Source organism: Cryobacterium sp. Y11 (genome assembly GCF_002929535.1).
In the GTDB taxonomy this organism is placed as follows: Bacteria; Actinomycetota; Actinomycetes; order Actinomycetales; family Microbacteriaceae; genus Cryobacterium.
In genome coordinates, this window is the sequence record NZ_PJJO01000061.1 from 111,781 (window position 1) to 134,265 (window position 22,485).

Genomic DNA, 22,485 nt, shown 5'->3' on the forward strand with positions numbered 1-22,485 from the left:
CGGGCGCGGGCCGTTCCCCGGGCATCCGCTGTGACGTGCCATCAGTTGCTCGGGGGAACACGGTAGGCTGCGCGCCATGACCTTACGCAGAGCACTTGTCACCGGCGCGACGGGCTACATCGGCGGACGCCTCGTTCCCAAGCTTCTCGAGGCCGGCTTTACGGTGCGCGTGCTCGTGCGGAGCCCGTCAAAGCTGCGCGATGTGCCATGGGCCGATCAGGTCGAGGTCGTACAGGGCGACCTCGGCGACGCCCCGTCTGTGCACCGCGCCTGCGCCAACATTGATGTTCTCTACTACCTCGTGCACTCGATGGGTGCAGCCGGTGATTTCGAGCAGATGGAGCGTAGTGCCGCCCAAAACGTCGCGGTGGCCGCCGCTGCTGCGCACGTGGCGCGCATCGTCTACCTCGGAGGGTTGCACCCCGATACCCAGACGCTCTCGGCCCACCTACGTTCCCGCATGGAGGTCGGTCGCATTCTGCTGGGCAGCGGCGTTCCAACCGTTGCCTTTCAGGCCGGTGTGGTGATCGGTTCCGGCTCGACCTCGTTCGAGATGATCCGCCATCTCACCGACGTGCTGCCCTATATGCCGGCGCCGAAGTGGGTGCGTAATCGTATCCAGCCGATCGCCGTGCGCGACGTGCTCTACTACCTACAGGCCGCGGCTGACCTGGCACCCGAAGTGAATCGCACCTTCGACATCGGCGGCCCCGACGTGCTGCGTTACGGCCAGATGATGAACGGCTACGCCCTCGAAGCCGGCCTCAAACAGCGGGCCATTGCCGCGCTGCCCGTGCTCACCCCGTGGCTAGCCGCCCAGTGGGTGAACCTGGTCACACCGATTCCGCGCAACCTCGCCATTCCCATCATCGCCTCGCTGCAGTACGACTGCGTCGTGCACGAGAACGACATCGACGAGTACATTCCACACCCGGAGGGTGGCCGTACCGGCTACCGGCGGGCCGTGCGCCTCGCGCTTGGCCGCATGCGCGACGGCGACGTAGAGACCAGCTGGAGCAACTCGTCGATCGAGGGCGCGTCGAGCAACCCGCTGCCGAGCGACCCGGACTGGGCTGGCCACGTTGCGTACACCGACCTGCGCGAGAAGACCACAGCGGCCGCTCCTGCCGCGCTGTGGCGAGTTATCGAGAGCATCGGCGGCGAGAACGGCTGGTATTCCTTTCCGCTGGCCTGGGCGATTCGCGGCCTGATGGACAAGGCCGTCGGCGGCGTGGGCCTTCGCCGCGGCCGCCGCAACCCCGACCACTTGCACACCGGCGAGGTGCTCGACTTCTGGAGGGTAGAGCAGATCGACCACGGCAGCTTCCTACGGCTGCGCGCCGAAATGCGTGTTCCCGGCCGCGCCTGGCTCGAAATGAGCGTCACACCGACGGATACCGGCGGCTCGGTCTACCGGCAGCGCGCGGTCTTCTTTCCCCGCGGCCTCGGCGGTCGGCTGTACTGGGCGGCGATCCTCCCGTTTCATGGCATCATCTTCGAGGGCATGGCTACCCGGATCACGGCGACCGCCGCGGCCGAACAGTCCGCCGACGCGCAGCATCCGTTGGCGGGGGTTTCTCGCGCCGACGAAGACTGATCCGCAGGTAGCTGTGTCGATAAAGCGTGCGTATACTCTGGGAATTCTGGCGGCTCTGCCCGGATCGGGGCATGATAGATAGGGATTAGGAGGCCACTATGACAGTTTCACTCGCCTTCCTTGGCGACGGCCTCACCGAGTGCGGTCACTGGGCTGAATGGTTTCCCGAGTTCGACGTTCACAATCTCGCCGCCAGCGGAAACACCACCGATGAGGTGATCACACAACTTGATCAGGTGATTGAGATGCGCCCGGATGCCATCGTGATCGGGGTCGGCACCAACGACCTGGGCTGGCGCAAATCCGATGAGTACGTTGTGCGCAACCTGGAAACCATTTTGTACACGCTGCGCCGGGCGCTGCCGGAGACGCGCATCATGGTGTTGTCGGTACTGCCGCGCGACCGTGATTTTGCCACCACCATCCGCTCCATTAATCGGCACGTTTGGCAATACGCGCCCACCCAACACGTGCAATACCTCGACCTGTGGCCAGCCCTCGCCCTTCCAGACGGTGAACTCGACCCGACCTTCGGAATCGACCGACTGCACCTGAACGAGGCAGGATATGCGGCTTGGCTGGCCGAGCTCAAGCCGGGGCTTGAGACGCTGTTCGAGCGCCCGCCGTCGACCACGTCGATTCCGGTCCAGCACGCCTGAACGGCCGCGGTTACCGATCGCAGTGCTGGAGCGGCGAGGTGTCCGGTGTGCGCTCGATAGAGTTAACCCATGCCCCGATCGTTGTGCCCCGCACGTACCCTGATGTTGAGGACCGCACCCTCCCATCGATCAATCTCGGGGGTACGGGGTATCTGATGGGCACACCAGTCGAACCCACCTTTAACCGCTCGGCCCTTGCACCGGGCCTGCTCGGCGCGATCGCACTGTTGGCGGGTCTCGCCCTGCTGGATAGCGAGAGCTTTATTATCATTCGCTATGCGGCGAGCATTCTCGCGCTCATCATCTGTGTCTTTGTCATCCAGGCGCGATCCTGGTACTGGCTGATCGGGCTCGTACCCATCGCCGTGCTCTGGAACCCGGTCGTGATTCTCGATCTCAGCGGCCAGGGGTGGGTGTCCGCCCAGTTCATCGCGGCGATCGTGTTCATCGCTGTCGGACTGCGACTCAAGGTGCCGGTGCACAAAGCGGGAAACTAGCGCTGGCCGGGTCGGTACCGAAGGATTCGCCGACGGGCGTAGACTAAGGGCGCGTTGAGAGAACCGGGTCGTGTTTCTTGGTGGCTATCGTGTTGGCTCTCGCATCCCTGTCAGTTCCCGCTGAACATGTGTATACCAGCCACCAGCCTGACCTTCGGTTCGGCGCAACGATCGTGTTTGCGCTGCGCTGCTCAAATCGGTGCTGTACAAATCGATTCTGGAACGCAGTGTTGTGGTAACACCTGTCACCGTGACCGGCACGCGTGGCCAGGTACACCGGTACCGTGTCGCTTCGAAGTGGAGAACAATGGCTTATACCCGCACCGATGCCTCGGGCACCCGGAACAACCTTGGCCGTGGCGGCGCCACGCGCAACCGGGCTCACCCGCGCTCGCGCGACGACGACGCGCCCATCATCCCGATTCTCGCCCGCAAGGTGCGCGAGGTCGAGGCGAAGGCTCAATCCGGCAGCAAACTTGGTCCCACCAACCGCACCAAGTATCAAGTCATCGCCCTGCTGATGCGTGAGGAACGGGCCAGGGTCAAGGGCGACAGGGAGCTCTCCGACGCCAATCGCGCCGAGCTGCTTAAACGCCTCGACGGTATCGCCCAGATTTTGGCCAAGACCGCAGCCCGCGACACGAGCCTGATCACCCTGCTCGAACCCGACGCCGGTGTCTCTAGCGTCGCCCAACGTTTTCGGCGGGACTGGCTGCTGGAATCTGGCGCCGATCTGACCCCGGACGAACTCATCATCACCCGCGAACCCGAAGCCAAACCGGTCATTCTACAGAATCAGGTTATTCCGCAATCGGTCAAGGCCAGGCAGCTGGCTAACCCTTTTCTCGCCCCCGACTTCAGTGCAGCAGCCCAGCCGATCGTGCACCCGCGGCGCCTGGCCAACTGGGAACTTCTCGGCCCGCTGTTCAAATCGTTTGAGTATGGCTCGGGCGGTCAGGCAGCCAGCATGGACATGCCGGAAGCGCCGAAGCTCGACCGGCTCTCGCCCGGCGGCACGGATCTCATGCGGCACCAAGCCCGTTTCATCGAGAGCGCCCGCCTCGGACACCGCAGCTATTTACTCGCCGACGAGCCTGGACTGGGTAAGACGGCGCAAAGCCTGCTGGCGGCATCCGTTGCCAACGCTTACCCGCTTCTGGCCATCGTGCCCAACGTTGTCAAGATGAACTGGGCCCGCGAGGTAGAACTGTGGACCCCAAACCGCCGCGCCACCGTCATTCACGGCGATGGTGACACGCTCGACGCCTTCGCCGACGTGGTCGTGGTGAACTATGACGTGCTCGACCGTCACCTGGCATGGCTGGGCACCCTCGGCTTTAAGGGGATGGTCGTCGATGAAGCGCACTTCATTAAGAACCTGTCTTCGCAGCGCTCCAAGCACGTGTTGTCCCTTGCCGACCAGATTCGGCGCCGCACCCCTGGCGGTAACCCGCTGCTCATGGCACTCACCGGAACACCCCTGATCAACGATGTCGATGATTTTCGGGCCATCTGGCAGTTCCTCGGCTGGATCGACGGCGACAAGCCCGCCCCAGCGCTGCTGAAACGTCTCGAAGAGACCGGCCTCACTCCGGCCGACATGGGCTTCTACAAGGAAGCTCGCGCCGCCGTGATCGACATGGGAATCGTGCGTCGACGCAAGGTTGACGTCGCCGCTGATCTGCCGGCCAAGCGTATCGCCGACCTTCCGGTCGAACTCGACGATGACCTCGGCCGATCGATTCGCCAGGCCGAACGGGAGCTCGGAGCTCGACTGGTCACCCGATACCAGGCGCTTGTCGCGGCCCGTCACACGGGCTCCGGTGGCCTGGCCGTGCCAGACGAAGATCAGCGGGATGCCTACATTCGGGCTGTCGCGCACGCCGAATTGGAAGATTCCAAGGGCCAGAGCACCGGCGAAAACGTCTTCACAATGGTTCGTAAGATCGGGCAGGCGAAGGCCGGCCTCGCGGCAGACTACGCGGCCCAGCTGGCCCGCTCGGTTGGCAAGGTCGTCTTCTTCGCTAAACACATCGACGTCATGGACACCGCGGAGGAGATCTTCGCCAAGCGAGACCTGCGCACGGTATCGCTGCGTGGCGACCAGAGTGCTCCCGCCCGTCAGGCCGCAATCGACTCCTTCAACAACGACCCCGACGTCGCGATCGCGGTCTGTTCCCTTACCGCTGCCGGTGTCGGCGTCAACCTGCAGGCGGCGTCGAACGTCGTGCTCGCCGAGCTCAGCTGGACCGCTGCCGAGCAGACCCAGGCCATCGACCGGGTGCACCGCATCGGGCAGGATGAGCCGGTCACCGCCTGGCGCATCATTGCAGCGCACACCATCGACGCGCGCATTGCCGACCTCATCGGTAGCAAGCAGGGCCTCGCGGCCCGTGCTCTTGACGGTTCGCAGGAAGAATACACGGCGGCCGATTCGGTGCAGGAGAGCGCCCTGATCTACCTGCTCACCCAGGCTCTCGACGGAAAACTCTAGAACCGTAAGCGACAGGCCGGGCCGGGCGCGATTTGAGCCGTGCCCGGTCAGGCCGCATGATTGTCAGACGTGCCTACGCTGTGCGTGTGTTCTGACATTTTTTTGTGGCGCGGATTGCGCCACGACCTGATTCGTTCGGCTACCAAGATCGGCATGCAATGAAGATCGGAATTCTTACCAGCGGCGGCGACTGCCCCGGACTGAACGCGGTCATCCGCGGCGCCGTGCTCAAGGGCGTGCGCACGCACGATTTTGAATTCGTCGGAATTCGCAATGGCTGGCGCGGACTCGTGCAGAGCGAATTCATGCCGCTCGACCGGCACAGCGTGCGCGGCCTGTCCCGCCAGGGCGGCACCATTTTGGGCAGTTCTCGTACCAATCCGTTCGAGGGCGAGAACGGCGGTCCTGAAAACATTCAGCGTACCCTCGACAACAACGGCATCGACGCGGTGCTCGCCATTGGCGGAGAGGGTACACTCACCGCCGCGCATCGGCTCACCGAGGCCGGCCTCAACATCGTTGGGGTGCCCAAAACCATCGACAACGACCTCGAGGCCACCGACTACTCTTTCGGCTTCAACACCGCGGTTGAAATCGCCACCGAAGCCATCGACCGGTTGCGCACGACGGCCGAATCTCACGGCCGCTGCATGGTCGTTGAGGTCATGGGCCGACACGTTGGCTGGATCGCCCTGCACTCTGGCATGGCCGGCGGAGCGCACGCCATCCTCATTCCGGAGCAGCCCAAGTCGATCGAGCAGATTTGCGACTGGGTCGAGCACGTGCGTGACCGCGGCCGGGCCCCAGTCATCGTCGTCTCCGAGGGCTTTCTGCTCTCCGGCATGGAGGAAGCACACTCCACTAAGGGACTGGACGCCTTTAATCGCCCGCGACTAGGTGGAATTAGCGAAATCATCGCTCCACTGATTGAGGAGCGTACGGGCATCGAGAGCCGGGCAACCGTGCTCGGGCACACCCAGCGCGGCGGTGCACCCTCGGCCTACGACCGAGTGCTCGCAACTCGACTCGGAATGGCCGCCGTCGACGCCATCCGCAACTCGCAATGGGGATCAATGGTGTCGCTGCGCGGCACTGAGATCGACATTGTAAGCATCGCAGCAGCCACCATCGGGCTCAAGCGCGTCACACCGGCCCGTTACGATGAGGCCGCTGTACTCTTTGGCTAGGCGTGAGCTGCGGCTCGTGGCACGCGTTCGGTCTGTTCGCACGTGTTCAAACCAGTGCGAGCGTCCCCGACACGTGCCCGAGGCGCAGAGCGGGGCCCTGGCCGCCTTCAGGCGAGTTTGGCCTGCACCTGGGCGAGCGACGGGTTGGTCGCAGCAGAGCCATCGGGGTAGAGGATCGTGGGAACGGTCTGGTTGCCGTTGTTGAGGCTCATAACGAGTTCTGCTGTGCCGTCTACGTGCTCGATGTTCACCTCGGTATAGCCAATGCCGACCCGATCGAGCTGCTGCTTCAAGCGTTTGCAGTAGCCGCACCAATCGGTCGTGAACATGGTGATGGTTCCGTTCGCTGGTACAAAGTTCATGATGGCAGCCTATCCGAGCAGGCTCCGCATGAACCGTACACGCCCATATCGAACGAGCATTAAGATAAAGCAATGACTTTGCCCCAGGTATGCGTGTGCTACCTCACTCGACTATCTCCGGAAGGCAACCGACAGGTACTGCTGGGGCGCAAGAAAAAAGGCCTCGGCGTTGGCAATATCGTCGGCCTGGGCGGCAAGCTCGAAATCGGCGAGAGCGCAGTGGATGCCGCGGTGCGCGAAATCGAGGAGGAGTCCTCTCTCGTAGTGGCGGCATCCGCTCTAACCGAACTCGGGCGGTTGACCTACCTGTTTCCCCACCGCGAGGAATGGAGCCAGGAGTCGACCGTTTTCGTGTGTGACGAGTGGTCGGGTACGCCGCGGGAATCCAACGAGCTGAATCCGGTCTGGTTCGACGTTGCGCAGCTGCCGGTCGATGACATGTGGGACGACGCCCGGCACTGGCTTCCCGGCGTGCTCGACGGTGTTGCCGTTCGGGCCACCTTTACCTTCGGCGCCGACCTGGAAAGCGTGGTCTCGCGTGCCTGATTTCAGCCTCATCATCGTGCTCGTCATAGCCCTGGCGCTGATCTTCGACTTCACCAACGGGTTTCACGACACCGCGAACGCCATGGCCACCCCGATTGCGACCGGAGCAATGAAGCCCAAGGTCGCCGTTGGCGTCGCCGCAATTCTCAACCTGGTCGGGGCTTTCCTTTCCACCGAGGTCGCACGCACCGTCTCCGGTGGCATTATCAAGGAGGGTGATGGCGGCGTACTGATCACCCCGGAACTCATCTTCGCCGGCCTGATCGGCGCGATCGTCTGGAACCTCGTCACCTGGTTAATGGGCCTGCCGTCCAGCTCGAGCCATGCCCTGTTTGGCGGTCTCATCGGCGCGGCCATCATCGGTGTTGGCTCTGCGGCCGTTGACTACAATGTCGTCGCGTCCAAGGTCATCTTGCCGGCGCTGATCGCACCACTTATCGCCGGGAGTGTCGCGCTCATCGCCACCCGCCTCGCCTACCTGATTACCCGACGCGACGTCGGAAAGCCAGACGGCAGAGGCGGTTTTCGCTACGCCCAGATATTTTCCTCCTCACTCGTGGCGCTGGCCCACGGCACCAACGACGCCCAAAAGACGATGGGCGTGATCACCTTGACCCTTATCGCCGGCGGATTTCAGGCCGTTGGCAGTGGGCCAACGTTCTGGGTTATCGCCGCCTGCGCCCTGGCCATTGCGATCGGCACCTACACCGGCGGATGGCGCATCATCCGTACCATGGGTACCGGCCTGACGGAGATCAAGCCGGCCCAGGGCTTCGCCGCCGAAACGAGCACCGCGGCCACCATCCTGGCCTCCAGCCAACTGGGATTCGCGTTGTCCACGACGCAGGTCGCGTCTGGTTCGGTGATCGGCTCCGGGCTCGGCCGGCGTGGATCGACCATCCGCTGGAGCATGGCCGGGCGCATCGTGCTCGGCTGGGTATTGACCCTGCCAGCGTCGGCCATTATGGGTGCTTTCGCTGCCGGGCTCGCCCAGCTCGGCCCCATCGGCATCGTGCTGGACATGGTGATCGGCACGATTGTGATCATGGCGCTGTTCCGCTGGTCGCGTCGCAACCGAGTCACTCACAACACCCTGCTCAACGACATCGATGATGCCGGGCGGGTCGTCAACATTCAAAAAACGCCGCGCCGTCCGACCCGTCGAGACCGCAAGAAGGTGTCGCTGTGATCGACTGGTCTGCGTTTCTCGTCGTTTCCGGCGCCTCACTGTTCTCGGCGGCGCTCCTTGTCAGCTTGTACTCCTTTGGCCTGCGTTTGCTCACCACTGCTGGTCGCATTCCTCTGGTGGAGCCGGCCGAATTCACCGGGGCGATCACGGTGCGCTCGCCCAAGAAGGCCGCAAAAGAGGTCAAGCGTGCGCGCAAGGCCGCCGCGGCGAACCCGCTCACCCCCGGGGTAAAGCGCCTGGCCCTCTATGCCGGTTACGCGTGTTTCGTGCTGTGCGGCGTCGCGGTGCTCTACGGCGTCTACCTCATCGTGCCTGCCCTGCACCGCTAGCCTCACTGCTACGCGTTCGGGCCCGGCCTGAGGAGATGAACCCTGGCCTGCTCCGCGGGACTTGCGCTGCTGCGTGGGAGGTCCAACTCCCGCGCACTGGCGTAGCTCCCGCGCGACGAGTTACGCGGGAGTTCGGGCTCAGCCGGAACTTCCGCGCACTGGCGCAGCTCCCGCGCAGCGTGCTTGGCAGGCACCGCCGCGGTACCGGAACTCCCGCGCAGTGGCGTAGCTCGCGCGTACCGCGCTGGGCACGACGGATGCCCGCCGCACCAACTCCCGCGCACTGGCGCAGGTCCCGCGCCGCGCAATTGACCTGTGCACAACGCCAGTGCCGGCGAGGTCTGCCCGGTCTAAGCGGTTCCGCGCACCCGACCGAGCCAGGTCATCAGGTGGTAGATCACGATGGCAGCGACCGTTCCGAGCGCAATGCCATTGAAGCTGAGAGTGCCGGCGTTCAGCGTGAAGTCGGCGATGCCGATAATGAGCGCCGTTGCGGCCGTGAACTGGTTGACCGGCTTGGAGAAGTCGACCTTGTTGTCCAGCCAGATCTTCACACCGATGACGCCGATCAGCCCGTACAGGGCGGTGGTGACACCGCCGAGTACGCCGACGGGAATCGTGAAGATGATCGCACCGACCTTGGGGGAGAGGCCGAGCAGAATCGCGACAATGCCCGCAACCCAGTAGGCCGCCGTTGAATAGATGCGAGTCGCAGCCATGACGCCAATGTTCTCGCCGTAGGTCGTGGTTCCGCTGCCGCCGCCGAAGCCAGCGAGCATGGTGGCCAGCCCGTCGGCGAGCAGGGCCCGTCCGGTGAGCCGGTTCACTTTCGCATCCGTCATTTGAGCCACACCCTTGATGTGGCCGACGTTTTCGGCGATGAGTACGAGCACGACAGGGAGAAAAGCTGGCAGCACCCCGAACACGGCGGCCGGGTTCTCGAATGGGTTGGCCGGTGCGGTAAACGGTGGCAGCCCGACCCAGGCGGCTTCGGCGACCGGGCTGAAGTCGACTTCGCCGAAGAAAACAGCGGCGATATAGCCCACGAGTACACCGATAAAGATTGACAGCCGGCCCAGGATGCCGCGAAAAAGTACCGTACACAAAATAACGGCGACGAGCGTGATGAGCGCGGTCAGTGGTGCCTTCTCGAAGTTTGCTTTGGCCACTGGCGCCAGGTTGAACCCGATCAGAGCGACGATCGCGCCCGAGACGATCGGCGGCATCAGCCGGTCGATCCAGCCGATGCCGGTGAGCTGCACGATGAGGCCGACCAGCGCGAGCAGCACGCCGACGGCCATGATGCCGAATAGGGCGCTGCCCATGCCGGCCGATGCCGTTGCCGCGGTGATGGGCGCGATGAACGCGAACGATGAACCGAGGTAGCTCGGCAGTTTATTGCCGGTGATCAGCAGAAACAGCAGGGTTCCTATGCCGGAGAACAGCAGTGTCGTGCTCGGCGGAAAATCGGTGAGTAGCGGCACCAGAAAGGTCGCGCCGAACATGGCGACAACGTGTTGCGAACCGATTCCAATGGTCAGCGGCCAGCTCAGGCGTTCGCCAGGGCCGACGACCTCCTGCGCTCCGACCGTCTTTCCGTCGCCGTGTAGGGTCCAGGGCAATGCCATGTGGTTCTCGTTTCTTCTACCTGTGATCAGGTTTGAGCGTAACCTGCGCAGCAATAGACTGAGGCCCATGAGCCAGCTCGCTGATCAGACCAGCAGTGCGGATCTCGAGGTGAGAGTGGCCACCGGCTTGCTCCGCGGGGTGCGCGAACGCGGTGTGGTCGCCTGGCGCGGCATACCCTACGCGCTCGCGCCTGTGGGCGACCGGCGATTTCGCGCTCCGCAGCCGGCCTCGTCCTGGACCGGCGTGCGCGACGCGAGTGAGTGGGGACTAATCGCCCCACAGAGTCACAAGGGCCAGTTTCGCGGCGCCCACCCGCGCATTCCGCAGGGTGAAGACTGCCTCAATCTCAACGTGATCGCCCCCGATGAGCGGATGCGCGCCGGCGTGCCGCTTGAGGATACTCTCAGACCGGTCATGGTGTTCATCCACGGCGGTGCGTACAGCGTCGGCTCCAGCCGTGAGGTTCCCCGCCAGGGCGAGGGGCTGGTGCGGCGCGGCGGCATTGTCTACGTCAGCCTCAACTACCGACTGGGGGCTCTCGGGTACCTGGATTTTTCCCGGTTTGCCACGCCGGAGCATCCGTTCGAGAGCAACCTGGGGCTGCGTGACCAGGTTGCAGCCTTGCAATGGGTGCGGGATAACATTCATGCGTTCGGCGGTGATCCGGATGCCGTCACCCTGTTTGGCGAGTCAGCCGGCGGCAACGCGGTCACCACGCTGATGACCGTTCCGAGCGCGTCCGGCTTATTTCATCGGGCCATCGCGCAGAGCGCCCCGCCGAACGCCGTCTACCCGAGCGATCTCACCGCGCGCTGGGCCGGCGAATTCGTGGACAGCCTAGTCGCCGCCCCCGGCCACTACAGCACGGCCGACGCCGCGCGGCTGCTGCTCGCCGCCGACCCCGACGTTCTCGCCGCAGCGACCACCGCGCTGACCGTGCGCACCCCCGACCAGGATCCGGGCACGATTCCGCTCTGCCCCGTCATTGACGGCGATTTTCTGCCGGAGCGCCCGCTCGATGCCTTTCGGGACGGCCGGGCAGCGCGCATCCCCTTAATTATTGGCACCAATGCGCGGGAGGGTTCGCTGTTCAGCGGTCGCATCGACATTCTCGCCACCACGCCAGCGCGCATTCGCACGATCTTCAAGAAGACGAAGAAGAAAGCCAAGAGGGCGCTCAAGGCGCAGTATCCGGGCATTCCCGCGCTGCGCGCCGCGCTCGATTTCGGCGGCGATTACTCCTTTTGGTATCCGAGCGTGAAAGTCGGCGAACGGCATTCCCGGTACGCGCCGGTGTATTTTTACCGCTTCGATGCCGCGCCGCGCTTGCTGCGGCTGATGGGTCTTGACGCCACCCACGGGCTGGAACTGTTTCCGCTGTTCGACCGCCTCGACGGCTGGTTCGGCCGCGGCATGACGGCCCTCGGTGGTCGACGCGCCTTTCAAGATATCGGGACCAGAATGCAGAGCTGGTGGCTTGGTTTTGTGCATGGCGGGGTGCCCTCGACGGAGTGGCCGCGGTATGAGGAGACCGCGCGTGAGACCCTCATTATCGATCGAGAAGACCACATCGAATCCGACCCGAACCGCGAGCGGCGCCTGGCCTGGGGCCGGTTCGTTCCGCACGTTTGAGCCGGTCGCCCTGCCCGGCCATAGAATGGAACCTTGCGTTAGAGCCACGGCACCGGGAGCACACCATTTCGAGCACTGAGACACCCATGGCAGCGGCCTCGTCGCAGCCGGCACCGCGTGGCCTGAAAGCCCGCGTCGACGCCTACTTTGAGATCACCAGCCGCGGCTCAACCTGGTCCCGCGAATTTCGTGGGGGAGTCGTCACCTTCGTCACGATGGCGTACATCGTCATTTTGAACCCGCTGATCCTCGGCGGCTTCAGCGCAGACCAGGCCGCCGTCGATGTCGAGGGTGGCTGGCTGCCGAACGAACAGGTCGCTGCCGTCACCGCGCTGACCGCCGGCGTCATGACGATTCTGTTCGGCGTCATCGCCCGACTGCCCTACGGCTTCGCCGCCGGGCTCGGCATCAACTCGTTCCTCGCCGTGAGCGTGGTTGGCCAGGTCACCTGGGCCGAAGCGATGGGCCTCGTCGTCATCAACGGCCTGATCATCGTGCTGCTGGCCTCGACCGGTCTGCGCGAACTCATCTTCAACGCCATTCCGCGTCCGTTGAAAATAGCCATTACGGTCGGTATCGGCCTGTTCATCGCCTTCATCGGACTCGTCGACTCCGGCTTCGTGCGGGCCAGCGGCGCCAATTCACCGCCGGTCCAGCTCGGCGATGCCGGCTCGATCGCCACCCTGCCAACCGCGATCTTCGTAATCGGACTGATCATCATGGGGGTCCTGCTGGCCCGCAAGGTGAAGGCTGCGCTACTGATCGGCATCGTCGTGACGACCCTCATCGCGGTCATTCTCGAGGCGATCTTCAAGGTCGGCCCGTCCTTCGGTACCAACCCGGCCGGCTGGAACCTCAACGCCCCGGTACTGCCAACGAGCGTCGTCGCCCTGCCAGACCTCGGTCTGATCGGCGAGGTCTCGTTCGGCGCCTTCGAGCGCATCGGAATGCTCGCCGCCGTGATGCTCGTCTTCACACTCGTGTTCACGAACTTCTTCGACGCCATGGGCACCATGACCGGGCTGGCCAGTGAAGCCGGTCTCGCCGACAAGGACGGCAAGTTTCCGCGGTTGAAGTCCGCACTGATCGTCGAGGGCATTGGCGCCGTCGCCGGCGGCGCGACCAGCGCCTCGTCGAACACCGTGTTCATCGAGTCGGGCGCCGGCATTGGCGAGGGGGCGCGCACCGGCGTCGCCAACGTGATCACCGGCATCCTCTTTCTGGCCGCCATGTTCTTCACCCCACTGACCCAGATCGTGCCGCTCGAAGTGGCCGCGGCTGCCCTCGTCATCGTTGGTGCGCTCATGGTGTCGCAAATTCGCCACCTCGACTTCAGCGAGTTCTCCAGCACCCTGCCAATCTTTCTGACCATCATCGTGATGCCGCTGACCTACTCGATTGCCAACGGAATCGGCGCCGGCTTCATCAGCTGGGTGCTCGTGCGAAGCCTCTCCGGCAAGGGGCGCGAGATCAGCCCGCTGCTGTGGGTGGTCGCCCTCGGTTTCGTGCTCTACTTCGTACGCGGCCCGGTCGAGGCGCTCATCGGCTGAGGCCAGCCCCAGCAAACGGATGCCGCGGGCCGGCTACTCGAGAAAGCCGCGCAGCAGCAGCGAGGTCCCGGCTACATGCTCACCCATGGCCTGGGCGGCGGCATCCGCTCGCCCGGACAGAATCGCCAGCACAATCTGTTCGTGCTGCGCGTCGGAGTGGGCGATGTTCGGCCCGAGCGACGGGATGGCGTCGAGGAGTTCGTTGACTCGCATGCGCACGTCGGCCAACAGCGGAACGAGCGAGGCCGAACCCGCCAACTCGCCGATATAGAGGTGCAGGCGGGCGTCGAGGCGCCGGTAATCCTCGGCGCTGGCCTCCCGAGCGGCCCCGAGACTGGCCCAGAGTAGCTCCCGCTGCACCGCCGGCAGTACCCGACTGGCGGCCGCCCTGGCCGCGCCGACCTCGAGAATTTCTCGCAGGGTGAGCACATCGTCAATTTCGACGGCGTTGATCGTGCGCGCTGTACCGTGCAGGCCCGGCGGGTTGGGCGGGGTGTACGGGGTCGGAATGACGGCGTTGACGAAAGTGCCACCATAACGCCCACGCCGAGAAACCAGGTAGCCAGCCTCGGAGAGGGAGGCGATGGCGTCGCGCAGCGTGTCCCGACTGACGTTCAGTTGGGCGGCCAGGTCACGTTCGGATGGCAGCCGTTCCCCGGGCGCTGCCAAGCCCAGGCGCACCGTCTGCAACAGTCGTTGCACAGTCTCTTCGAACACATTGCCGCCCGAAACCGGGCGCAGCAGCAGAGAGCTGTCGAGGCCCCCGACTGCTGGCGGGTCAGCCATTATTCTGGGGTGACGTAGGCCGAGCTGATGCCGCCGTCGACCAGGAACGTCGTGCCGGTCATGAACGAGGAATCGTCGCTTGCCAGAAAGGCCACGGCCGCCGCGAGCTCCTCAGGCTCGGCAAACCGGCCGACCGGAATATGCACGAGCCGTCGGGCGGCGCGCTGCGGATCTTTCGCGAACAACTCCTGCAACAACGGCGTGTTCACCGGCCCGGGGCAGAGCGCGTTCACCCGAATTCCCTGGCGGGCGTACTGTACACCGAGCTCGCGGCTCATCGCCAGCACCCCGCCCTTCGACGCGGTGTAGGAGATCTGACTCGTCGCCGAGCCCAGCACCGCGACAAAACTGGCGGTGTTGATGATCGACCCGCTGCCCTGCTTGACCATGTGGCGAAGCGCAGCCCGGCAGCACAGGTACACCGATTTCAGGTTGACGTTCTGCACGTGCTGCCAGGCGGGCAGCTCGGTCGTTTCAATGGAATCATCGTCGGGCGGTGAAATACCGGCGTTGTTGAACGCCACGTCGACCGAGCCGTAGGTGTCAAACGCGGTGTCGAAGAGGTGATTTACCTGATCCTGATCGGTGACGTTGACCTTGACGAACAGCCCGCCGACCAGACTGGCTGCGGCCTGTCCCGCCGTGTCCTCAAGGTCGCCGATCACGACCGTCGCCCCCTCGGCAGCAAACCGTTTCGCCGTGGCCAGCCCGATTCCGCTAGCTCCGCCGGTGATGACCGCGACCTTGCCGGCCAGGCGTTGGGTCAGGTCAATTCGAGTGATGCTGCTCACGAGGTGCTCCTTTAATGTCAGACGAGCGGATGCTTCGCTGGCCTAGTCGACCGCGATAAAAACATTCTTGGTGTCGGTAAAGTTCAGCGGGGCATCCGGCCCCAATTCACGTCCCAGCCCCGACTGCTTGAACCCGCCGAACGGGGTGGAGTACCTCACCGAGGAGTGCGAATTGACCGACAGGTTACCGGATTCGACGCCGCGGGCCACGCGAATGGCCCGGCCAACATCGCGGGTCCAGATGGAGCCGGACAGGCCGTACTGGGTGTCGTTGGCCAACCGCACCGCGTCGGCTTCGTCGTCGAATGAAAGCACGACAACGACCGGACCGAAGATCTCGTCGGTAACGCAGCGATCGGCACGGCTCTCGGGCGTGAGCACGGTCGGGGCGACCCAGAAGCCGGGGCCGGTCGGGGCGAGGCCTCGAAACGCTACCGGAGCATCCGCTGGCAGGTACGCGGAGACGGCGGCGTGATGTTGGCGGGAAACGAGCGGTCCCATCTCGGTCGCCGGGTCGGTCGGGTCGCCAACCCGAACAGCGGCGACCGCGGGTTCGAGTAGCTCCATGAACTGGTCGAATTTGCTGGCCTGAACCAGAATGCGACTGCGGGCGCAACAATCCTGACCGGCATTTTCGAACACACCAGACGGTGCCTTGGCGGCAGCCTGTTCGAGGTCGGCGTCGGCGAAGATAATGTTGGCGCTCTTACCGCCAAGTTCGAGCGTGACCCGTTTCACCTGCTCGGCGCAGCCGGCCATGATTTGCTTGCCGACCATGGTCGAGCCGGTGAAGACAATTTTGCGCACCTCTGGATGGGTGACAAACCGGTTTCCAACGACCGAGCCGCGCCCCGGCAGCACCTGAAACAGACCATCGGGCAATCCGGCCTCGAGGGCGAGGGCACCGAGCCGCAGGCTGGAGAGCGGTGTCCATTCCGCCGGCTTGAGCAGCACAGCGTTGCCGGCCGCCAGGGCAGGAGCGAAACCCCAGGCACCGATCGTCATCGGAAAATTCCACGGTGTGATCACGCCGACGATACCGAGTGGCTCGTGAAAGGTCATGTCGATGCCGCCGGAAACGGGAATCTGCTGCCCGAACAGGCGCTCGGGCGCGGCCGAATAGTAGTCGAGCACGTCGCGCACGTGCCCGGCTTCCCAGCGGGCCTGCGTGAGAGGATGCCCAGAGTTGCGCACCTCGATGGCGGCCAGGTTTTCCCGGTCGCCGTCGACGGCCGCGGCGAATCGGCGCAGCATTCGTGCCTTGTCGGCCGGAGCGACGGCCGCCCACAGCTTCTGAGCCGCGACGGCCCGGGCGACGGCCTCGTCGGTTTCGTCAACGCCGACGTGCTCGATGGTCTCTGCGGTCGACTCGTCGGCCGGATTGACGATGGTGTAGCTGCTCACGAAGTTGCTCCTTCAACGTGGGCCGCCCGATATTCCGTGGCGGCTTCAATAAGCCCGGTGAACAGGCGCAGGTCGTCCGGCGTCTGTTCCGGATGCCACTGCACGGCCACCCCAAACGGCACTGCCGGCAGTTCGACCGCCTGCACGATGCCAGCATCCGTTCTTGCCGTCACAGTGAGGCCGTCGGCGACCCGGTCGATGGACTGGTGGTGGTACACCGGAACCGCTGGCAGCAGGGTCTGGCCGTCGAGTAACGCGCTGAGCGTCGTGTTCGGTTCAATGACAACATCGACGACGTTGAACACGCCGCCGCCGGCCTGATGGCTGGTGTTACCGACCAAGTCGGGCAGGTGCTGGTGCAGGCTTCCGCCGAGGGCGACGTTGAGCATTTGGGCGCCGCGACAGATGCCCAGAAACGGCAGCTCGCGCGCGATGGCCTGGTGCAGCAGCAGGTCTTCCCAAGCGTCGCGATCTGGTCGAGGTTCGTCGGTTTCCGTGTGGGCACTCTGCCCGTACCTGGCCGGATCGACGTCTTTGCCACCGGTGATGATCAGGCCGTCGAGGCCATCGAGCACCCGCTGGGCAATGGCAGCATTCACCGGCTGTGGCGGTAGCAGTACAGCTATTCCTCCGGCGCGCGTGACAGCATCGAAGTACACCCGCGGCAGAATTGCGGCCGGCACGTTCCACACCCCGGTCTGGGCTTGTTCCAGATAGGTGGTCAGGCCGATGATCGGCCCCGCAGCATCACAGTCGTTAGCATCACAGGCGTTCAAAGCCGCGCACCCGCTCCCAGTCGGTCACGGTGGTTTCGAAGGCCGCCACCTCGACACGGGCGTTGTTGCCGTAGTGCTCGACGACCTCGTCGCCGAAGGCCTCCCGGGCCATAGCCGACCCGGTGAAGAGGTCGGCCGCTTCGCGCAGGGTCGAGGGAACGCGTGGCAGGTCACTCGTGTAAGCGTTGCCGACATGGGCCGGCTCCAGTTCGAGCTCGTGCTCGATGCCGTAGAGACCAGCGGCGATCAGCGCGGCGACGGCGAGATACTGGTTGACGTCGCCGCCGGGAACCCGGTTCTCGACGCGGATACCGGGACCGTGCCCGACCACGCGCAGGGCGCAGGTGCGGTTGTCGAGTCCCCAGCCGAGCGCGGTCGGCGCGAAACTACCGGGAACATACCGCTTATACGAGTTGATGTTGGGGGCCGAGAAAAGGGTGAGTTCACGCATCACAGCGAGCTGGCCGGCCATAAACTGGCGGAACAGTGTGGACATGCCGTGTTCGGCATCCGCTTGATAGAACGCGGATTCGCCGTCGGGGCGCTGCAGGCTGATATGAATGTGGCAGCTGTTGCCCTCACGCTCGTTGTATTTGGCCATGAAGGTGATGCTCTTGCCGTGCGCGTCGGCGATTTCCTTGGCACCACTTTTGTAGATGGAGTGGTTGTCGCAGGTGGCCAGGGCCGTCGCGTAGCGAAACCCGATCTCTTGCTGACCGAGGTTGCACTCACCTTTGACTCCCTCGCAGTACATTCCAGCGCCGTCCATGGCCAGACGGATGTCCCGCAGCAACGGCTCCATCCGAGTGGATGCCAGCAGCGAGTAGTCGATGTTGTAGTCGCTGGCGGGGGTCAGGCCCCGATAACCCTTCTGCCAGGCGTCCCGGTAGCCATCGTCGAAAACGATGAATTCCAGCTCGGTCGCGCAAAATGGGATGAGGCCGTGTGCGGCCAGCCGGTCAAGTTGCCGACGCAAAATCTGACGCGGCGAAGCGACCACCGGTGTGTTGTCCGGCCAGTGCAGGTCGGCGGTGACCAGGGCGGTTCCGGGTAGCCAGGGCGTCAGGCGCAGGGTGTCGAGGTCGGGCCGCATAGCCATGTCACCGTAGCCGTGGCCCCAGCTCGACATGGCGTAGCCCTCGACCGTGTTCATCTCCACGTCAACAGCGAGCAGATAGTTGCAGCATTCAGCGCCGTGCGCCGCGGCATCTTCCAGAAACAGGCGAGCAGACAGACGCTTGCCGACCAGCCGACCCTGCATGTCGGTGAAGGCGACGATCACCGTATCGATCGCGCCGCGCGTGACCAGCGCGGTCAGCTCGTCCAGCGTGAGGTTTCCGGTACGGGTAGTCATTGAGCCTCTCCTCAGTGAGTTTCTCAGGGAACAAGCCGGTCAATCGTGCGATTTTCCACCATTAGACCACATACCTAGCTGCGCAGGGAAGGACAATTTGCCTTCGTTAAGCAGATCTAATTTATTCAAAGGTGTTTACAGCGAACCATTCAAGTCATACCATCGTGCCAACCTCACTGAACTAGTGTTCACCGGACGAAGGCGTTTTGCGGGTGTATATCGACCGGGTGTGCACAAGAGCGCAAAGGAAATTCGGATGTCCAAAGACACCTTGAAAGTTTCAGGCGTGAAGTACACCACCGCGAAGGCCGGCTACTTCGAGAAACGCAAACTCAAACGCAGCGCTGGCATTTGGGGCCTGTGGGGTTTGGCCGTGGCTGCGGTCATTTCTGGAGACTTCTCCGGCTGGAACTTCGGCATTGGCTTCGCCGGTTTTGGCGGGATGCTGATCGCCTTCTTCGTGCTCATCGTCATGTACTACGGCATGATTTTCAGCATTGGTGAGATGGCGGCGGCCATGCCGCACACCGGCGGGGCCTACTCCTTCGCCCGCGCGGCCATGGGGCCATGGGGCGGATTTGTGACGGGCCTGGCCGAAACCATCGAGTACGTCGCCACCACTGCGGTGATCGTCTATTTTTCGGCGTCCTATGCCGACAAAATCACTACCGAGCTGCTCGGAGTCTCGCTGCCGCCGTGGCTGTGGTGGCTCATCTTGTATGCCGCCTTCATCGCACTGAACGCCGCTGGAGCGGCGATCTCGTTTAAATTCGCCATTATCGTGGCGATCATTTCGATCGCCATCCTGCTGGTCTTTTCGGCCATGGCGGCCTTCTCCGGCCTGTTCAGCTGGGACAACCTCTTTGACATCGCACCCGATCCCGGTCAGAGCGCGTTCCTGCCCTATGGCATCGTCCCCATTCTGTTCGCCCTGCCGTATGCCATGTGGTTCTTCCTCGGCATCGAGGAACTGCCGCTGGCCGCCGAAGAATCGCATAATCCGGCTCGGGATATCCCGCGTGCCGGGCTGATCGCCCGCACCACGCTGATTGTGACCGGGTTGCTCGTGCTGTTCCTCAACACCGGGGTGGTGGGTGCGTCGGAAATTGCCGGATCGGGCGAGCCTTTGCTCGACGGGTTCCGGGCGATCGTCGGTGACGGGGTGGCAGCCGTGCTGGCACTGTTCGCGCTGATCGGCCTGCTGGCCTCCCTGCAGGGAATCATGTTCGCCTACGGCCGCAACATGTATTCGCTCTCCCGGGCAGGTTATTACCCGAAGTTTTTATCGCTCACCGGAAAGCGCCAGACTCCAGCCATCGCCCTTCTGGTGGGAGCAATCATCGGTTTCGTGGCTCTTGTGCTGGTTGACTCGCTCGGCGGCGCGGGAGGCGTCGCTGGCGCCATTGTGCTCAACATCGCCGTCTGGGGCGCCGTGATCGCCTATGTGCTGCAGATGATTTCCTTTGTCCTGCTGCGCAAGAAATTTCCGAATGTCAGCCGGCCGTACCGCAGCCCATGGGGCATTCCCGGTGCCGTCATCGCCGGCATCCTCTCACTGGCGATATTCTTCGGGTTCTTTATCAACGAACCCGCTCGGCCAGCGATCGCGGCTATCGCGGTGGTCTACGTCGTCATGCTCGCGGTCTTTGCACTGTGGGGTCGCAAGCGGCTCGTGCTCTCACCCGAGGAGGAATACGCGGTGTCCGGCGGTGTGCACCGAGACCCGCAGCAGGAAAGCTACGGCGAAACGGTCGAAGACTAGCTCCTCGCCGCGAGCAGATCGCCCCGCGACCCCGGCCACGTCGTCGAACCGGTAGTAGGCGGCATCCGCTTTCTCGAGCGGATGGCGCCGCGTCACCTCGCGAGAGCGCAAAAGTGCCCAAATGGACCTGCCATTCGGGCACTTTTTGCGCTCTCGCGTTCAGGCGAAAACTACGCCGGCTGGCGGAACTCGCTTATGGTGAACTCGGCGCCCTGGGGGTCGCGGATGCGCGCCATCGCGGCCCAGGGGGAGTCCAGGGTCTCCAGCACGGTACCGCCGAGCGTGATGGACAGGGCGGCGCTGGCATCGCGCTCGGCGACGCTGAACTTGACGTGCCAGTGCGAATCCACGTCGGCGGCGACGTTTTCAATCGCGCCGATCACGTCGGCGAATCCGGCCGGGGCCGATGCCTGCCGGCGGTAAATGTCGGGGTCGACCGTTGCAGCGAGGTGGTCGCCATAGCCGGGCACGCTGACCATTGATTCGACGCTGTCGCCGAGATTGAGATAGTTCCAGCCGAAGACCGTCGTGTAGAACTCGCGAGCTGCGCTCTGGTCGCTCGTGCGCAAGTCGCTGAAGTTCCAGGCGCCGGGAACGTTGACGGTTTGCGCACCCAACCGGCGATAGGCCTGCCAGAGGCCGAAGACAGCGCCGTTCGGATCGGCGCAGATGACCGCACGCCCGCCGGACCCGGCATCGGCTGGCGGGGCCAGCACTGTGCCGCCAGCCGCGGTGACGGCGGCGGCGGACACGTCGGCATCCGTCACCGCGATGTAGGTGTTCCAGGACGGCGCCCCGTCACCGGAGCCGATCGCCGCGACGTCGCTGCCGTTGAGCTGGGCGATGAGGTAGACGCCGGGTGCCTGCGGGGGCATCGCGTTGGCGAAGGTCCAGCCGAACATGCCGCCGTAGAAGTGGCTGGCGGCGACCGGGTCCGGTTCATCGATGTCGATCCAAGACGTGACACCCTGCGGATACGTTCTCGGGGCGGTGTTGGTCATGCATGCTCCTTTAACACGTGAGTCTGTGCCCAGCGGATGCTGCCGGCCCGCTAGATCTCGCGGCAGTGAGTCGTGAGCATGCCGATCTTGTCGATCGAAATGGTCACGGTTGAGCCCTCGCGCAGAAAAATTGGGGGCTTGCGGCTGTACCCGGCGCCGCCCGGGCTGCCGGTGGAGATGAGCGTACCGGGGAGCAGTGTCGACGTCTTCGACAGATACGAGATGAGCTCCGCCACGGTGCGCACCATGTCTCCGCTCGAGGCATCCTGCAGGATGCGACCGTCAACGTGAGTGGTCAGCCACAGGTTCTGCGGGTCGCCGATCTCGTCGGCCGTGACCACGAGCGGGCCGGTCGGCGTGAAGCCGTCGAAGGATTTACAGCGCGACCACTGCGCTTCGGAGAACTGCAGGTCGCGCGCGGTGATGTCGTTCACGACGGTATAGCCGAAGACGTAGTCGAGCGCATTGGCGACCGATACGTTGCGGGCTGCTCGGCCGATGATCACGCCCAGCTCGGCCTCGTAGTCGACCTGGGTGGCGAGGTCGCTCGCCCAGGTGATGGTCGAGCCATGCCCGGTGAGCGAGTTCGGCCAGAGCGAGAACACCGTCGCCGCGGTTTCGAGGCGCAGGCTCAGCTCCGAGGAGTGCGCGGCGTAATTGGCGCCAATGGCGATGATCTGCGGCGGGCGCAGTACGGCGGAAGAATGCCGCAGGTCCTCGACCGGGGTCAACGCCGCGCCGTTGGAAACGGCGTCGAGGCTGATCGCGCGCACACTTTCATAGTCGGCATCGCCGCGTTCGAGCAGGTCTTGCAGGTCGCGCGGCGCGTTGTCCATGACATCGTCGAGAAACAGTGCCGCGTCGTCAAAGACCACGGCCAATCGGGGAATGGAATGGCCGTCAACTCTGAGATGCGCAAATTTCACTCTCCTAGGCTAGC

Annotated in this window: 20 protein-coding genes; 11 read left to right on the plus strand and 9 right to left on the minus strand. The window is 64.1% G+C overall.

The features are described from left to right. The first annotated feature begins 76 nt into the window (after positions 1 to 76). From CXY75_RS17200 to CXY75_RS17220, 5 genes are all read left to right on the plus strand, one after another. Positions 77 to 1,597 (plus strand): SDR family oxidoreductase, encoded by a 1,521-nt coding sequence (locus CXY75_RS17200; RefSeq protein ID WP_104084024.1) that lies wholly within the window; start codon positions 77 to 79, stop codon positions 1,595 to 1,597. A gap of 98 nt (positions 1,598 to 1,695) precedes the next feature. After that, positions 1,696 to 2,256, plus strand: a complete 561-nt coding sequence (locus CXY75_RS17205) for a GDSL-type esterase/lipase family protein (protein WP_104084025.1) — start codon at positions 1,696 to 1,698, stop codon at positions 2,254 to 2,256. A 155-nt stretch (positions 2,257 to 2,411) separates the two neighbouring features. Further along, positions 2,412 to 2,753: a DUF6804 family protein gene (locus CXY75_RS17210; protein WP_233201992.1), complete on the plus strand. Its 342-nt coding sequence runs from the start codon at positions 2,412 to 2,414 to the stop codon at positions 2,751 to 2,753. A 307-nt stretch (positions 2,754 to 3,060) separates the two neighbouring features. Beyond that, positions 3,061 to 5,247, plus strand: coding sequence for a DEAD/DEAH box helicase (locus CXY75_RS17215; RefSeq protein ID WP_104084026.1), 2,187 nt, complete (start codon positions 3,061 to 3,063; stop codon positions 5,245 to 5,247). A gap of 158 nt (positions 5,248 to 5,405) precedes the next feature. Then, on the plus strand, positions 5,406 to 6,434 hold the full coding sequence (locus CXY75_RS17220) for a 6-phosphofructokinase (RefSeq protein ID WP_104084027.1): 1,029 nt from the start codon (positions 5,406 to 5,408) through the stop codon (positions 6,432 to 6,434). A gap of 107 nt (positions 6,435 to 6,541) precedes the next feature. Here the strand turns inward: CXY75_RS17220 and CXY75_RS17225 are convergent, their stop codons facing one another. Continuing rightward, positions 6,542 to 6,796, minus strand: a complete 255-nt coding sequence (locus tag CXY75_RS17225) for a mycoredoxin (RefSeq protein ID WP_104084028.1) — start codon at positions 6,794 to 6,796, stop codon at positions 6,542 to 6,544. 72 nt (positions 6,797 to 6,868) lie between these two features. Here CXY75_RS17225 and CXY75_RS17230 point away from each other — a divergent pair, with 72 nt between their 5' ends. Genes CXY75_RS17230 through CXY75_RS17240 form a run of 3 tightly spaced genes read left to right on the plus strand, consistent with a single transcriptional unit; the run spans position 6,869 to position 8,860 of the window. Further along, on the plus strand, positions 6,869 to 7,342 hold the full coding sequence (locus CXY75_RS17230; protein ID WP_104084029.1) for an 8-oxo-dGTP diphosphatase: 474 nt from the start codon (positions 6,869 to 6,871) through the stop codon (positions 7,340 to 7,342). Continuing rightward, the gene (locus tag CXY75_RS17235) at positions 7,335 to 8,531 is read left to right on the plus strand and encodes an inorganic phosphate transporter (protein ID WP_233201993.1); all 1,197 of its coding nucleotides are present in this window, start codon (positions 7,335 to 7,337) and stop codon (positions 8,529 to 8,531) included. Before CXY75_RS17230 ends, CXY75_RS17235 begins: the two co-directional genes overlap by 8 nt. Beyond that, positions 8,528 to 8,860 (plus strand): peptidase, encoded by a 333-nt coding sequence (locus tag CXY75_RS17240; protein WP_104084031.1) that lies wholly within the window; start codon positions 8,528 to 8,530, stop codon positions 8,858 to 8,860. Before CXY75_RS17235 ends, CXY75_RS17240 begins: the two co-directional genes overlap by 4 nt. 350 nt (positions 8,861 to 9,210) lie before the next feature. On the opposite strand, the gene CXY75_RS17245 is transcribed toward CXY75_RS17240, so the two are convergent. Continuing rightward, positions 9,211 to 10,488, minus strand: a complete 1,278-nt coding sequence (locus tag CXY75_RS17245; protein WP_104084032.1) for a uracil-xanthine permease family protein — start codon at positions 10,486 to 10,488, stop codon at positions 9,211 to 9,213. 67 nt (positions 10,489 to 10,555) lie between these two features. Here CXY75_RS17245 and CXY75_RS17250 point away from each other — a divergent pair, with 67 nt between their 5' ends. Together CXY75_RS17250 and CXY75_RS17255 are read left to right on the plus strand one after the other, a co-directional pair. Beyond that, the gene (locus tag CXY75_RS17250) at positions 10,556 to 12,121 is read left to right on the plus strand and encodes a carboxylesterase/lipase family protein (protein WP_104084033.1); all 1,566 of its coding nucleotides are present in this window, start codon (positions 10,556 to 10,558) and stop codon (positions 12,119 to 12,121) included. 86 nt (positions 12,122 to 12,207) lie between these two features. Further along, positions 12,208 to 13,671 (plus strand): NCS2 family permease, encoded by a 1,464-nt coding sequence (locus CXY75_RS17255; RefSeq protein ID WP_104084034.1) that lies wholly within the window; start codon positions 12,208 to 12,210, stop codon positions 13,669 to 13,671. Between the two features lie 33 nt (positions 13,672 to 13,704). On the opposite strand, the gene CXY75_RS17260 is transcribed toward CXY75_RS17255, so the two are convergent. The 5 genes from CXY75_RS17260 to CXY75_RS17280 all read right to left on the minus strand — a co-directional run bounded on the left by CXY75_RS17260 (position 13,705) and on the right by CXY75_RS17280 (position 18,782). Continuing rightward, positions 13,705 to 14,457, minus strand: a complete 753-nt coding sequence (locus tag CXY75_RS17260; protein WP_104084035.1) for a FadR/GntR family transcriptional regulator — start codon at positions 14,455 to 14,457, stop codon at positions 13,705 to 13,707. Next, on the minus strand, positions 14,457 to 15,224 hold the full coding sequence (locus tag CXY75_RS17265; RefSeq protein ID WP_304481716.1) for a 3-oxoacyl-ACP reductase: 768 nt from the start codon (positions 15,222 to 15,224) through the stop codon (positions 14,457 to 14,459). The genes CXY75_RS17260 and CXY75_RS17265 overlap by 1 nt, the downstream gene beginning before the upstream one ends. A gap of 66 nt (positions 15,225 to 15,290) precedes the next feature. Next, positions 15,291 to 16,652, minus strand: a complete 1,362-nt coding sequence (locus tag CXY75_RS17270) for an aldehyde dehydrogenase (protein ID WP_104084036.1) — start codon at positions 16,650 to 16,652, stop codon at positions 15,291 to 15,293. After that, positions 16,649 to 17,428, minus strand: a complete 780-nt coding sequence (locus CXY75_RS17275) for a gamma-glutamyl-gamma-aminobutyrate hydrolase family protein (protein ID WP_199182495.1) — start codon at positions 17,426 to 17,428, stop codon at positions 16,649 to 16,651. The genes CXY75_RS17270 and CXY75_RS17275 overlap by 4 nt, the downstream gene beginning before the upstream one ends. Next, a complete protein-coding gene (locus tag CXY75_RS17280) occupies positions 17,415 to 18,782 on the minus strand; it encodes a glutamine synthetase family protein (protein WP_104084037.1) in 1,368 nt (455 codons plus the stop codon). Before CXY75_RS17280 ends, CXY75_RS17275 begins: the two co-directional genes overlap by 14 nt. A 256-nt stretch (positions 18,783 to 19,038) precedes the next feature. Here CXY75_RS17280 and CXY75_RS17285 point away from each other — a divergent pair, with 256 nt between their 5' ends. Next, positions 19,039 to 20,544: an amino acid permease gene (locus tag CXY75_RS17285; protein WP_104084038.1), complete on the plus strand. Its 1,506-nt coding sequence runs from the start codon at positions 19,039 to 19,041 to the stop codon at positions 20,542 to 20,544. Between the two features lie 170 nt (positions 20,545 to 20,714). Here CXY75_RS17285 and CXY75_RS17290 read toward each other — a convergent pair whose 3' ends face one another. Next, entirely contained in the window at positions 20,715 to 21,545 is an 831-nt protein-coding gene (locus CXY75_RS17290; RefSeq protein ID WP_104084039.1) for a VOC family protein, read from the minus strand. Between the two features lie 50 nt (positions 21,546 to 21,595). Continuing rightward, entirely contained in the window at positions 21,596 to 22,471 is an 876-nt protein-coding gene (locus CXY75_RS17295; RefSeq protein ID WP_233201995.1) for a fumarylacetoacetate hydrolase family protein, read from the minus strand. Positions 22,472 to 22,485: the final 14 nt, after the last annotated feature.

Excerpts from the sequence above, each read along its gene's own strand:
- CXY75_RS17250 (WP_104084033.1), top strand. The coding sequence starts at position 10,556 with ATGAGCCAGCTCGCTGATCAGACCAGCAGTGCGGATCTCGAGGTGAGA.
- CXY75_RS17200 (WP_104084024.1), top strand. The coding sequence starts at position 77 with ATGACCTTACGCAGAGCACTTGTCACCGGCGCGACGGGCTACATCGGC.
- CXY75_RS17290 (WP_104084039.1), bottom strand. The coding sequence starts at position 21,545 with ATGACCAACACCGCCCCGAGAACGTATCCGCAGGGTGTCACGTCTTGG.
- CXY75_RS17210 (WP_233201992.1), top strand. The coding sequence starts at position 2,412 with ATGGGCACACCAGTCGAACCCACCTTTAACCGCTCGGCCCTTGCACCG.
- CXY75_RS17215 (WP_104084026.1), top strand. The coding sequence starts at position 3,061 with ATGGCTTATACCCGCACCGATGCCTCGGGCACCCGGAACAACCTTGGC.
- CXY75_RS17205 (WP_104084025.1), top strand. The coding sequence starts at position 1,696 with ATGACAGTTTCACTCGCCTTCCTTGGCGACGGCCTCACCGAGTGCGGT.
- CXY75_RS17255 (WP_104084034.1), top strand. The coding sequence starts at position 12,208 with ATGGCAGCGGCCTCGTCGCAGCCGGCACCGCGTGGCCTGAAAGCCCGC.
- CXY75_RS17220 (WP_104084027.1), top strand. The coding sequence starts at position 5,406 with ATGAAGATCGGAATTCTTACCAGCGGCGGCGACTGCCCCGGACTGAAC.
- CXY75_RS17230 (WP_104084029.1), top strand. The coding sequence starts at position 6,869 with ATGACTTTGCCCCAGGTATGCGTGTGCTACCTCACTCGACTATCTCCG.
- CXY75_RS17245 (WP_104084032.1), bottom strand. The coding sequence starts at position 10,488 with ATGGCATTGCCCTGGACCCTACACGGCGACGGAAAGACGGTCGGAGCG.
- CXY75_RS17285 (WP_104084038.1), top strand. The coding sequence starts at position 19,039 with ATGTCCAAAGACACCTTGAAAGTTTCAGGCGTGAAGTACACCACCGCG.
- CXY75_RS17280 (WP_104084037.1), bottom strand. The coding sequence starts at position 18,782 with ATGACTACCCGTACCGGAAACCTCACGCTGGACGAGCTGACCGCGCTG.
- CXY75_RS17260 (WP_104084035.1), bottom strand. The coding sequence starts at position 14,457 with ATGGCTGACCCGCCAGCAGTCGGGGGCCTCGACAGCTCTCTGCTGCTG.
- CXY75_RS17225 (WP_104084028.1), bottom strand. The coding sequence starts at position 6,796 with ATGAACTTTGTACCAGCGAACGGAACCATCACCATGTTCACGACCGAT.